Genomic DNA, 12,466 nt, shown 5'->3' on the forward strand with positions numbered 1-12,466 from the left:
CGGGCCGTCCGGGATCCCACGGGCTGAATGAACCAGTTCGTTCGGCAACTGGGCGTCGAAACGCGGGGAAAGGGCCTGGTCGAGATCACCCACCCGATCCTCGACTGGGTGGCCTCCCTCGCCGTCGAGACGGGCATGCTGACCGTCTATATCCGCCACACGTCGGCGTCCCTGACGATCCAGGAGAACGCGGACCCCGATGTCCTGCACGACCTCGAGGGCTTCTTCGCCCGGCTGGTGCCTGAGGACGATCCCCTGTATCGCCACACGATGGAAGGACCGGACGACATGCCGGCGCATATCCGGGCGGCGCTGACCCAGACGCATCTGGCCGTCCCCGTCGTCGATGGCGCGCCCGCTCTGGGGACGTGGCAGGGGATCTACCTGTTCGAGCATCGCCGCCGCCCGCACCACAGGACGGTCGTGCTGCACGTGCTCGGCGCATAGTGGGTCTATGTGGAGCCGTACCTGCCGATGGCCCCGAAGTCGAGGTCGACGACGAACTCACGCGACTCCGGGTCGCGCTCGAAGACGATGAAGCCAAGTTCCGCAAGCCTCGTGAGTTCTCGAACGAAGGTTCTTGGGGTGACGGTGCGATAGACCGTTCGAACGAACGGGGAGTCGGTCAAGTCCCTCAGAAAAACCCGACTCGAAGGGCTCTCCGAGAAGGGGTCCCTCGGTTCGGTTTCCTCAAGGAGAAAAACCAGAAGACCATGCTCCCGATCGTTGATAAGACGGCGACGCTTGCCGACTCGCGTGTCGCGCGCGCGAGTCAGCATCGAGCGGTAGACCAGGCGGTTCAGTCTTGACTTGATGAACGAGTTGATGCCCTTCAGCTCGGCGTCGAAGCCCCGCAGCCCGAACTCCACAAAAGGGGTCACGTCGAACGGTTGTTCTCTGCGGCATTCCTGCAGGCGCCTCTTGTAGAGGTCTCTGTTGCGGTAGAAGTAGTTCGAGAGCCCGTAGAAACCGTGGACGTTGTAGCCCCCCTCGAAGAGAATGGCGGCCTCGATCAGCCGAGACACGCGGCCGTTTCCGTCTCCAAACGGATGGATCGTCACCAAGAAGAAGTGGGCGAGCAGAGCCCTGACCACAGGATGTTCATCACGTACGCGTAGAGAGTTGACGCAGGCCACGAAGTCGTCCAGCAGCTGCGCGAGCGTCTCGTGGGGTGCGCCCAGGTGAACGCCCCCCAGCGCCTCCGTACCGACTTGCACGCCGTGTGCTCGCAAGCGGCCGGGGACGTTGTTCACCTCGTCGGAACGCCTCGTCATCAATTCGTGCATTCGGAGGATGTCCCGAACGGTGAGCGGCGCCTCACCAGGTCCGAATCTCTCCCGAACCCAGTTCTGGGCGGCGTTTGCGTTGTCGATTTGCCGGGATTCCCTTGTTGGCGGCTCGGTGTCGGTTTCGCGATCGAGCAACTCGCGCACCTGCGCCTCCGACAACGGGTTGCCCTCGAGGGCGGTCGTCCCCCGGATTGTTCTGATGCGATTCAGTCTGTCGAGTTGGTCCTTCCAATCCAGGGGCAAGAGAAGGTTCTCCACGGCCTTCTTGCTTGCCTCGATTTCTATCAAGCGGGTCGCCAGGCGGCCTCGGTCGAGGCGGTACTCGAAGCTGAACGTCTGCCAATCCATGTTTTCGCGACACCTTTTGTGACAGCTTGTCTGACAGCTTGTTTGACAACATAATACGTTGATGTATATTTAGATATACTGTATATGCCAATTAACTCCACTACTTCTATGACCAATTGTATGGCAGCATCTGCACACGATTGGTTCGAGCCGCAAGTAACCATCCTGCCGCCACATCTTCCCTAATCCAGTTACGTTCGCTCCAGCCACCCAGGGGACGGGATGATCGGTATCAAGTGCGGTTGAGCGAGCTACAAGGGGTTCGAACCAGGGATCGAGACGGACGGTACTACCCGTGTGCTCAGTTGCGAGCGCGAGCACTTGGAAAGGCCGTCTTCCGGGCGTTCGCGGTGCTCGCCGCCGCGTGGGCCGCGGCATGTGGCGACGGGAGCACGGAACCCGCGCTGACCCGACCCCCGATGGTGGTCGGTACGATCCCGGACCTCGAACTGGCCGGCGGACAGACGGCGCTGCTGGAGGTGTCGGGCTACTTCTCCGATCCGGATGGAGATGTCCTCTCCTACGAAGCGAGGTCGTCGGCGTCGGGTGTCGCGACGGTCGAGGTGTCGGGCAGCACGGTGCAGGTGGTCGCCCTGGCGCGGGGGACTGCGACGGTGACCGTGACGGCTCGTGATCCCGAAGGCCGGGCCGCCGCCCTGCGGTTCGACGTGACGGTGCCGAACCGGGCGCCGACGGCCGTTGGCGCGCCCCCCGATCTCGAACTCATGACAGGAGACACCGCCGTCGTCGAGGTGTTGGCCTATTTCTCCGATCCGGACGGCGATACCCTCGCCTACGAAGCGGCGTCTTCGAACGCGGACGTGGCGACAGCCACCGCCTCGGAGCGCACGGTACGGCTGATGGCCGTGGCGCGGGGGACTGCGACAGTGACGGTGACGGCCCGCGACCCCGGCAGCCTGACCGCCGAGCTGTCTTTCTCCGTCGACGTCCGGTCCGGCCGCGGCGGATTCGACATCACGCTGAGCTTCGGCGATACAGCGACGGAGCCGCAGCGGGCCGTGGTCCGGTCAGCCGCGGAACTCTGGATGTCCGTCCTTGCCGATACGGAGCTTCCGGACGTGCCGGTCGGCGAACAGCTCGAGTGCCACGGCGCGCGCACCTCGGAGCCGGTGGGCGCGATCGACGATCTGATGATCCTCGTCGAAGTCCGGGAGATCGACGGTCCCGGACGGACCCTGGCCCAGGCGGGCATGTGTCGGCTTCGGGACGGGTCGATGTTGCCTGCCGTCGGCGTCGCGTTCTTCGACGCATCGGACTTCGATGATCTCATCGGGTCGGGCGACGCGATGGAACTGGCCGTCCATGAGATCGCCCACGCGCTGGGATTCGGTCTGCTCTGGCCCCGTGTCGGCCTGCTTCGCGATCGTTCCTTCGGAGTGGGGTCCATCGACACTCACTTCGTGGGTCCCCTTGCGCTCGCGGCGTTCGACGAGGCGGGCGGCACCGACTACACGGGCGGCGCGAAGGTCCCCGTTGAAAATCTCGGCGGGGGAGGGAGCGCGAACCTCCACTGGCGGGGTTCCGTCCTGCGAGGCGAACTCATGCGACCGCTCAACGCACTCGGTGCGCCGGAAACGTTCAGCGCGATCACCATCCAGTCGATGGCCGATCTCGGCTACACGGTCGATGCCGGGCTGGCGGAGCCGTACACGCTGCCCGCCCGAGGCGCCGCCCCGGACGAGACGCCCGGGCGCGTGGTCGACCTGGGCGACGACGTGCTGACGGGTCCGCTCCACGTGGTCGATGCGGCCGGGCGTGTCGTTCGTGTGCTCCGCAGCCGCTAACCCAGGATACGAGGACATGGCCGCCGGTGGGAAAAAGACAGTGCGGCGGCGGATAGCCATTGTTGGCGGAGGCATATCAGGGCTGGGGGCCGCGTGGGCGCTGCATCGCGACCGATTCGATTTCCGGCTCCTTGAAGCTCAGGATCGGATTGGCGGGAATAACTGCTATAGCGCACCCGGCGGCGGTGGTTCCTGGAGGGGGCTCGTGAGGGCCTGAAGGCGAAGAACGCTCCGGACGGGGAGCTGATGCGGACGCGTGCGAAGCTGGGGGAGATGACGATGCGGGTGGAGCCTCAGGGGGAGTTCCTTGAAAAAAGGGGGTACGGGGACGAGCTGAGGAAGCTCTTGCGGCTCCGACGCAAACGTCGCTCCCATGGCGCCGGAGAGTCAACCAGAATCGAGGCACCGCAGATGCCCCGGGGGTTTCCAACGCGAGGTCGCCGCTCCATGAATGTCCGCAGGGCCGACCACTTCCCGGGAAGGCGTCGGGCGGCGGGCACCGACTCCAAAAAAGACCAGGAATCCGGGCGATGACTCTCGACGGCATCCCACGCATGATCTCGCTTCTTCACCTCCTCGTGGTGGTCGCAACAATCGCGCCGCGGATGGCTTCCGCGCAGGCACCCGGGGAAGTTCCACCTGATCGGGCCACGCTCTCGGTCCCCCGCTTCGAGATCGAGGCGTCCGCGATCGAACTCGCCGGACCTGTGCGCCCCGGAGAGTATCTGGGCGTGACGGGACCGCGGTCGGCCTGGCTCGGCCTCGAGACGGGCGAGGCGGAGTTGTGGGTCCATCCCCTCAAGGTCGGGAGCGGGTTCCGGCTGGGCTTCTCGACCCCCAGCTACGGGTCGCCGATTCCGGGAGAGCAGCTCGCCCGCAGCGTACAGGTACGCCCGGAAATCACCACCATCACCTACAGCCACGCCGCCTTCCAGGTGCGCCAGCACATCCTCGCACCGGCCGACATTCCCGGCCTCCTCCTCCTGCTCGAAGTGGACAGCCCGGAGCCGCTGGAGATCATCGCCGAGTTCGAGCCGGTGCTGAACTACATGTGGCCGGCGTCGATCGGCGGGCAGTACGCCTACTGGGATGCCGGCCGGCGCGTCTTCGTGCTGTCCGAAAGTCTGCAGGCGCAGAACGCCGTGGTCGGCTCGCCGTGGGCCGCGAACTCGGTGGAACACCCGGCCCACCAGTTGGGGGAGGCGCCCCGAACGATGGTGATCCCGGTCGACCCGGAGCGGGCCCGCCGGGAGTTCATCCCCATCGCGGTAGCGGGCGGGACCACGCCCCGCGAGGAGGTCTTCGAGAGTTACGAGCGGCTGATTTCCGAGGCCCGCTCGCTGTACGACGCGAAACGAGCCTGGGCCGACTCGGTGCTCGCATCCACGGTCTCCATCGAGTCGCCGGATCCGCAACTGGACCTCGCCCTCGAGTGGGCCAAGATCAATCTCGAGGAGCAGCGCGTCTGCAATCCCGATCTCGGCTGCGGCTTCGTGGCCGGCTGGGGCCTCTCGGGCAACGGCGCCCGCCCCGGCTTCGGCTGGTTCTTCGGCGGCGACGCGGCGATGAACACGTTCGCGATGGACGCGCTCGGCCAGTGGGCGCTGGTGGCGGAAGAACTCGCCTTCCTGGCGCGGTACCAGCGCGAGGACGGCAAGATCACGCACGAAATCTCGCAGGCCGCCGCGCGCATCGACTGGTTCGGCACCTACCCGTACGCGTACTACCATGCCGACACGACGCCCTACTGGATGACCGCCGTGTACGAATATTGGCGCGCCAGCGGCGACGACGAACTGCTGCGGCAACTGTGGCCTGCGTACCGGCGCGCGTGGGAGTGGTGCCTCACGGCCGAGACCGATGGTGACGGCATCATCGAGAACACCGTGGGCGGGCTGGCCGCGGTCGAGGTCGGCGGCCTCGGGGCGGCGCTCCATCAGGACATCTACCTGGCAGGGGTGTGGGTCGCGGCCCTCGAGGGGACCCGGGTGCTGGCCGAGCATATGGGCGAGGCCGAACTCGCGGCCCAGGCAGGGGAGATCGCGCCCGTCGCGCGGGCGACCCTCGACGACGCGTATTGGCTCGAGGAAGCGGGCCATCATGCGTTCGGGATCCTCTCGGATGGCCGTACCAACGACAACCTGACCGTGTGGCCCGCCACAGCGGCCGCGTTCGGTCTCTTCGACGAAGCGCGCGCGCAATCGACCCTGACCCACCTCGCAGGCGACCGCGTGTCCTCGGACTGGGGCGCGCACATGCTCTCGACGGAGAGCGATCTGTACGATCCGCTCCAGTACAACATGGGCACGGTGTGGCCTTTCGTGACCGGGTACGTGGCCTGGGGACAGTACCGGTACCGGCGTCCGTGGGCGGGATTCCACCTGATGGACGCGGTGAAGCAGATGACCTTCGACTGGAGCCTGGGGCGCCACCCGGAGCTGTTGTCGGGCAGCTTCTACCAGCCTCTCGACCAGACCGTCCCGCACCAGTTCTTCGCGACCTCGATGCTGGCCACGCCGTTGCTGCGTGGCGTGCTCGGGTGGGAACCCGATGCACCGCTGGGCCGGGCCCGGCTCGCTCCGCAGCTGCCGCCGGACTGGCCGGAGGTGACGGTCAAGCGGCTCCGGGCCGGAGCGACCGCCACCGATGTGGAAATCCGCCAGACCTGGACGGCGACGGGTGGGGAGCGGCGCACGACGCTGACGACCACCGGGCCGCCGCTGACGTTCGACTTCGTCCCCGACGTGCCGGTGGGTGCGCAGGAGGTGTCCATGTGGGTGAACGGCGTCGAAACGGAACCCTCATCCGACGGGAGCCTGGCCGTGCCCGTCGGTGCCGAGACGCCGGGTGGGGACCGCGCACAAATCGTCGTGAGCTGGGAGGGCGGGCTCGCGGTGGCACCGCCCCGGGTCGACCTGCAGCCCGGCGGGCGCAGCGCCGGCCTCCGGATCCTCGACTTCGCGTCCGAAGCGGATGGTTGGACCCTCTCCGTGGAGGGGACGGCCGGTCGCACCTACGACATCCAGCTGTTCGGCACCCCCGTTGGCCCCGCCGTCACAAGCGGCACGGCCCTCGTCTCGGATCGCGGGAACGGCGTGATTCGGGTGGAGTTTGCTGATGGGGAGGGCCGCTCCGCAGCGACCGTCCGGCTGGATTCCGGGCCGCCGTCATCCGGTGTCGACAGAACCGATACAGTCCGGCCACACACACGTTACTGACGGACGAATGTGCGAATGTCGCGCCCCCTTTTTCAACATACTTCTGCACAAAATAGATCGAATGACGAAAACTCGTGAACCGTCAGTCGGACGCGCAGTTCCGGAAGGGAAGATACAGAGCGAGAAAGAGCGCGATCGCCAGCGGCTCGAGCAGCAGAATATACCACGGCCAGCCCGGAAAGTAGTCCAATATCGACGCCGTCGCCGGCTTGTCGATGACGTACAGGTAGTTCGACCCGAGCAGCCGGTTGAGCGGGTACATCACGACGGCATACAGGTTCAGCAGGCCGAGCGCGAGCCACGGATCGCGCGCCGTCGGCCGGTAGCTTTCCACCTTCACCGCCCAGATCCCCGCCATGACGAGAATCCCATGCGAGATCATCGTCTCGAAGAAGGTGAAGTGCCAAACGCCGAAGATCGCGTCCGGGGTGAGAACGGCCTGCACCGCGCCGGCGACGCCGAAGAAGTACATGAGATGGAGGACCCACGGGCGCCGGGTCCACAGCCCGTACACGGTGACCAGCGACATGGCGCTGCACAGGTGCAGGCCCAGGTCGGTCTCCACGGCCCACAATCCCACCGACGCCTTCCACGCATGCTTCGTGATTCGAAAGAGGAGGATGGTGGCGATCATCGCGACTCGCAGACGGCGTCGCCCGCGCTCGTCGGCGGCCATGCCGGCGCGGATCAGCCAGAACCCGAGCAGGGCCAGGACGCCGGTCGCTACCAGATGCGCCGGGCCAAACAGATCGAGCGGCCGAAGCTCGGTGCCGAAGAACTGGCCCATGTCAGCCCCTCACATGTTGCGGTCCGCGGCGCCGCCGCGCCGCCTCACCCGTCCGGATCGGCGAGCGACGACGTGGGGATCTCCGGTCCTTCGACCCGCCGTCCCTCGCGGAGGGTAACGTATGCCTCCATCGCGTAGTACGCGGGCAGCCCGAGGGCGCGCAGCAGATCCGCGGTCCCGCGGTTCCGGTCGACTACGCGCTGCCAGAATTCGCGCGGGTCCGGCCCGGGGAAGGGCGCCGAATCCTTCTGCGACTCGTGCTGGAAGATCGCCTGCACCTTTCCGCGCACCTCGCCCTCGGAGAGCGGTACGAGGACGGTCGCCTCGACCAGACTCCACTCCTGCCACGCGCCCCGGTACAGCCACAGCCACGGCGGGTTGCCGTCGTAGCGAGCCAGGGCCGCTTCGACGGTCTCGAGGCACATCCGGTGCGTCCCGTGCGGATCGGAAAGGTCACCGGCGGCGCAGACGATCGTCGGCCGCACCTCCTCCAGCAGCTGGGTGACGATCTCCACGTCGGCTGCGGAGATAGGGTTCTTCATCACCTTCCCCGTCTGATAGAACGGCTGGTTCAGGAAGCGGGCGCGCTCGGCGGACAGTCCCAGCGACTCGATGGCGGCGACCGCCTCGCTCTCTCGGATGATCCGTTTGAGCTGCTGCACCACCTTCGGGTCCACGTCTCCCGGTTCCTTGTGCGCGAGGCGGTCCTCCACGGAACTCAGCGTCGCTTCGAGAGTCTCTGCCGCCCCGAGGTCGATCACGTCGGCCGCGCGCCGGAGAAAGTCCAGGTAGCGCCGGACCTCGTGGTCGAAGACGGCGATGTTGCCGGAGGTCTGGTACGCCACGGTCACCCGGTTGCCGTTCTCGACGAGCTTTCTGAGCAGCCCGCCCATCGAGATCACGTCATCGTCCGGATGGGGTGAGAAGACGAGGATGTCCTGGCCGCGCGGGAGCCTGCTCTTACCCCGGATCTTGGAGATGAGCGCGTTGAACACCTGCCCGTTGAGCGGCTCGGCCGACCCGTGACGGGACGTGAGCGGGGCGAGATGGTTGGCGCGGTAGTCGTCGGTCGCGAGGTGGAGGATCGACTTCCCGGTGCGCTCGCTCAGCCAGATGACGGCCGCGGTCTCGCGCTCGGAAGTCCACTCCACGTCACCGACCTGCCATGGCGTGCGGATGCGGGTGAGTTCCGAGGCCGCAGCCGGATCGAGGTAGACGGTTGCGGCGGGATGCTGCTGGAGAAACGTTGCCGCGACATCCGCATGAACCTTCCCCTCCACGGCTCGCCGTACGATCTCGGCCTTGTGTTCTCCGGTTGCCAGCAGGACCACTTCGCGGGCCTCGAGGATCGTGGCCACGCCCATGGTGATCGCCTGCGGAGGGACATTCTCCTCTCCGAAGAAATCGCCCGCGGCGTCGGCCCGCGTGACGGTGTCCAGGTACAGCCGCCGGGTGCGCGAGTCCCGCGCGGACCCCGGCTCGTTGAAGCCGATGTGGCCGCTGCGCCCGATCCCCAGGATCTGGAAGTCGATCCCGCCGGCTTCCCGGATTCGGCGCTCGTACTCGACGCAGTGCGCCTCCACGTCCCCTTCGGGCACGTCTCCCCGCGGGATGTGTCGATGGTCCGGGAAGATGTTCACGTGATCGAACAGGTTCTCCCGCATGTAGCGGTGGTAGCTGTGGATGCTCCCGGGCCGCATGGGGAAGTATTCGTCGAGGTTGAACGTGACCGCATTCGAGAAGTCGAGCCCCTCATCCCGGTGCAGACGGATGAGTTCCCGGTACACCCCGACGGGGGTGGAGCCGGTCGCCAGGCCGAGGACGGCGTGTCGGCCCTCCTCGGCCCGCGCGCGGATCAGGTCCGCGATCCGGCCGGCCACTTCGGCGGCGATGCTGTCGTGGTCCGGCATGACGCGGACGGGCAGGCGCTCCCGCCGCGCGTAGACGGAACCGTTCGCGCCGGTCACGGTCACGGGTTGCCGGTGGTCATGGGCTGCTAGGGCACCTTCTGTTCCGGCATCAGCACGAACTTGGCGTACTGGTCGGTGCGGAGGTAGCGGATCGCGGCCTGCTGCACCTGTTCCGCGGTCCAGCTTTCGATCCACTCATAACTCGGAATCTGGTTGAGGTCGAGCCCCATCCGCTCGAAAGCGGCCAGCTGCGACAGCCAGTACCGATTCTCGCGCAGGTTCGTTTCCTTCGTCCGTCGCTGGGTCTCGCGCACCTTGTCCACCGTCTCCGCGTCCGGTCCCTCCGCCTTGAGCTGTTCGATCTCCTCGAACACGGCGGCGGAGAGTTCCTCCGCGCGTTCCGGCGCCGAGCCGAAACCGATGCGCACGCTGTATTCCTCGTCCGGCCGGTAGCTCAGCGATCCGCCGACACCCACGCCGTACGTTCCGCCCAGGTCCTCACGCAGCACCTCACGCAGCCGGATGTCGAGGATGTCGGCCATGGCCGAGATCACGTTCGCCTCTTCGCGCGAGTACTCGCCCTCGCCCGAGAAGATGATCTGCGTGCGGCTCTGCGGCTCCAGCCCCTTGTACACGGACTTCTCGATCACGCCCGCGGGCGGATCGATGCCGGTATCGCGCCAGGTCTCGACACGTCCCAGATCGGGGAGCGCGCCGAGGTACTGCGCCACGAGCGGCCGGATCCCGGCGAGCTCGAAGGCGCCCGTGAAGTAGAAAGTGAAGTCGCTGGCGTCCGCGAAGCGTTCACGGTAGAGACTGTAGGCCCCGTCGAGGTCGGCCTGCGCGAGGTCCTCCACGACCTGGGAAAGACTTCGCACGCGCGGATGTCCCTGGGACATCGTGTGTGAGATCGTGTCGGAAAACACGGCGTTGGGGCTGGCACCGGCGTTAGCCAGGAAGCCCAACTGCTGGGCCTTGAAGGCTGCGAACGCCGTTTCATCCCGGCGCGGCGCGGTGAAGTACAGGTACATCAGCTGGAAGGCGGTCTCGATGTCCTTCGGCGAGGCCGATCCCCCCAGTCCCTCGGAGAGGGACCCCAGCGACGGGCGGACGTTCGCCGCCTTGCCGGTGAGCTTCTTTCGCAACGCGGTCTGGTCGAAGTCGCCGACCCCGGACTGGCTTACCACCGCGCTGGCGAACGAAACCCTCGCATATTGGTCGTCGGGTACGAGCGAGGTGCCGCCCGGGCTGGTCGCGGAGAAGAGAATCTCGTCGTCCTTGAAGTCGGTGGGCTTGAGCACGACGCGCACACCGTTCTCGAGGGTCAACATCGTGACCCCCACATCCGGGAACGACGCCTCGGTCACGACCGGTGAGCCTTCGGGCACGACCGGCAGGAGCGGGGCGTCGGCCGCCGCGTCCTCGTAGGCTTCGACCTCCCTCCCGCTGACCGCCGCGAACACGCCCACGAGGTCCTCCTCGGTCGGGGTCTCGAGCCCCTCCTTCTCGGGCGCGCTGACGAGGATGACGCGGCCCCGCTCGGCCAGCCACCCCTGGGCCACGCCGTTGGTCTCGGCGAGCGTGATCCCGGGGAGGAACGCGTCCACCAGCTCCATCCGCGTCTCTACGCCGGGGTACGGATAGTCCTGCAGGAAGACCTGTATGTAGCGGTTCGCGAGCGCACCCGATTCCTGGTTCTCCTTCTCCGCGACCTGGCGCTCGTACGAACGTCTCGCAGAGGTCTTCTGCCGCTCGAGTTCCGTCTCCGTGAACCCGTGCCGCACCACTCGCTCCGCCTCGGTGAGCAGCGCGTCGAGTCCGCGCTCGATCCCCCCCTCAGGGACCAGAGCAACGAGCTGGTACGCGTCCACTCCCCGCACGAACTGGCCCTGGCCCGAGAACCCGAACAGGAATGGCGGGTCGGCCTGCACCCGGAGTTCGTCCAGTCGGGCGTTCAGAATGCCCGAATAGAGTCCCTCGACGAGGCTGCGGCGGAAGTCCCCGATGGTGCCGCGCGGGGCGGGCGGCTGCTTGTAGAGTACGCCGACCTGGCTCTGCGGGGCCTCGGTGTCGGTGGCGATGGCCGCGCGTGGCGGATGGTCGATGGGGACTTCAGCGGTGATCCGGGGGCGTGGATCCGCGGGGCCCTGCAGCCCGCCGAACTGCTCACGGACTGCCGCTTCGATCTCGGTCCCGTCGAAGTCTCCGACCGCGACGATTGCCATCAGATCCGGCCGATACCAGTCCTCATAGAAGCTCCGCAGCCGCTCGGCGGGGGCGGTCTCGAGAATCTCGGGCTTACCGATCGGGAGCCGCTCGGCGTAGAGCGATCCCTCGAACATGATCGGGAACTGCTGGTCCTGCATCCGCGCTCCGGCCCCTCGCCGGCCACGCCATTCCTCGATCACGACCCCGCGCTCCTTGTCGACCTCCTCGGCTTCGAAGAGCACGCCGTGGGCCCAGTCCTCGAGGATCTGGAATCCGGTCGCCAGCGCCTCCGGGTCGTCCATCGGCACCTGCAGCATGTAGACGGTCTCGTCGAAGCTGGTGTAGGCGTTGATGTCGGGCCCGAACTGCATCCCGATCGACTCGAGGTAGTCGACGAGCGCCTGCTTCTCGAAGTTGCGGGTCCCGTTGAACGCCATGTGCTCGACGAAATGCGCGAGTCCGAGCTGGTCTTCGTCCTCGAGGATGGATCCGGTGTTGACCACGAGCCGCAGCTCCACCCGGTTCTCCGGCTGATCGTTCTCCTGGATGAAGTAGCGGAGGCCATTTTCGAGGGTGCCCCTGATCACCGACGGGTCCGAAGGAATCGGATCGTTCGGATCGGGGGCCTGTCCCGCGGCACCGACGGGGCAGAGGACCATCGCGGTCACAAGCGGCACGAGCGCGAGGTGGAGCGGGCGGGAAGTCTTCATCGGTAACTCTCGGCAGAAGGGCCATTGCGTGGCGAAGTAAAGGGGAAAATAGGCCTCGCCCGGTGGGGCGGCGAGCGAGGTCCACTTGCTGCGGGGGTGACGTCGCGGGATCGTTGCAGCCCGTGTGCGCCGCCATCCTGCGGATCTTGCCGACGAGCCACAGAGCTCGGAGTCCGGTAGCCCACCCGCTG

The 12,466-nt window shown here is 66.8% G+C and carries 8 protein-coding genes; 4 read left to right on the forward strand and 4 right to left on the reverse strand.

The genetic code is table 11. The annotated features are described in order from the left end of the window. Positions 1-27: 27 nt before the first annotated feature. Positions 28-447: a secondary thiamine-phosphate synthase enzyme YjbQ gene (locus ACN9M6_RS09285; RefSeq protein ID WP_419162649.1), complete on the forward strand. Its 420-nt coding sequence runs from the start codon at positions 28-30 to the stop codon at positions 445-447. 5 nt (positions 448-452) lie between these two features. Here the strand turns inward: ACN9M6_RS09285 and ACN9M6_RS09290 are convergent, their stop codons facing one another. Beyond that, entirely contained in the window at positions 453-1,637 is a 1,185-nt protein-coding gene (locus tag ACN9M6_RS09290; protein ID WP_419162650.1) for a Fic family protein, read from the reverse strand. Positions 1,638-1,942: 305 nt separating this feature from the next. Here ACN9M6_RS09290 and ACN9M6_RS09295 point away from each other — a divergent pair, with 305 nt between their 5' ends. The 3 genes from ACN9M6_RS09295 to ACN9M6_RS09305 all read left to right on the forward strand — a co-directional run bounded on the left by ACN9M6_RS09295 (position 1,943) and on the right by ACN9M6_RS09305 (position 6,660). Continuing rightward, entirely contained in the window at positions 1,943-3,442 is a 1,500-nt protein-coding gene (locus ACN9M6_RS09295; protein ID WP_419162651.1) for an Ig-like domain-containing protein, read from the forward strand. Between the two features lie 16 nt (positions 3,443-3,458). Further along, positions 3,459-3,659 (forward strand): FAD-dependent oxidoreductase, encoded by a 201-nt coding sequence (locus tag ACN9M6_RS09300; protein WP_419162652.1) that lies wholly within the window; start codon positions 3,459-3,461, stop codon positions 3,657-3,659. A 313-nt stretch (positions 3,660-3,972) separates the two neighbouring features. Further along, the gene (locus tag ACN9M6_RS09305; protein WP_419162653.1) at positions 3,973-6,660 is read left to right on the forward strand and encodes an amylo-alpha-1,6-glucosidase; all 2,688 of its coding nucleotides are present in this window, start codon (positions 3,973-3,975) and stop codon (positions 6,658-6,660) included. A gap of 82 nt (positions 6,661-6,742) precedes the next feature. Here the strand turns inward: ACN9M6_RS09305 and ACN9M6_RS09310 are convergent, their stop codons facing one another. From ACN9M6_RS09310 to ACN9M6_RS09320, 3 genes are read right to left on the reverse strand one after another with little or no spacing between them, the layout of a single operon-like run. Beyond that, positions 6,743-7,447: a TIGR02206 family membrane protein gene (locus ACN9M6_RS09310; RefSeq protein WP_419162654.1), complete on the reverse strand. Its 705-nt coding sequence runs from the start codon at positions 7,445-7,447 to the stop codon at positions 6,743-6,745. Between the two features lie 44 nt (positions 7,448-7,491). Next, on the reverse strand, positions 7,492-9,414 hold the full coding sequence (nagB, locus tag ACN9M6_RS09315) for a glucosamine-6-phosphate deaminase (RefSeq protein ID WP_419162655.1): 1,923 nt from the start codon (positions 9,412-9,414) through the stop codon (positions 7,492-7,494). A 29-nt stretch (positions 9,415-9,443) separates the two neighbouring features. Next, entirely contained in the window at positions 9,444-12,275 is a 2,832-nt protein-coding gene (locus ACN9M6_RS09320; RefSeq protein WP_419162656.1) for a M16 family metallopeptidase, read from the reverse strand. Positions 12,276-12,466 lie beyond the last annotated feature (191 nt).

Source organism: Candidatus Palauibacter sp. (assembly GCF_965197445.1).
Taxonomy (GTDB): Bacteria; Gemmatimonadota; Gemmatimonadetes; order Palauibacterales; family Palauibacteraceae; genus Palauibacter.

Bases quoted from the DNA above. Each gene is read 5' to 3' on its own strand.
- ACN9M6_RS09310 (WP_419162654.1), bottom strand. From the start codon at position 7,447: ATGGGCCAGTTCTTCGGCACCGAGCTTCGGCCGCTCGATCTGTTTGGC.
- ACN9M6_RS09285 (WP_419162649.1), top strand. From the start codon at position 28: ATGAACCAGTTCGTTCGGCAACTGGGCGTCGAAACGCGGGGAAAGGGC.
- ACN9M6_RS09290 (WP_419162650.1), bottom strand. From the start codon at position 1,637: ATGGATTGGCAGACGTTCAGCTTCGAGTACCGCCTCGACCGAGGCCGC.
- ACN9M6_RS09320 (WP_419162656.1), bottom strand. From the start codon at position 12,275: ATGAAGACTTCCCGCCCGCTCCACCTCGCGCTCGTGCCGCTTGTGACC.
- ACN9M6_RS09305 (WP_419162653.1), top strand. From the start codon at position 3,973: ATGACTCTCGACGGCATCCCACGCATGATCTCGCTTCTTCACCTCCTC.
- ACN9M6_RS09300 (WP_419162652.1), top strand. From the start codon at position 3,459: ATGGCCGCCGGTGGGAAAAAGACAGTGCGGCGGCGGATAGCCATTGTT.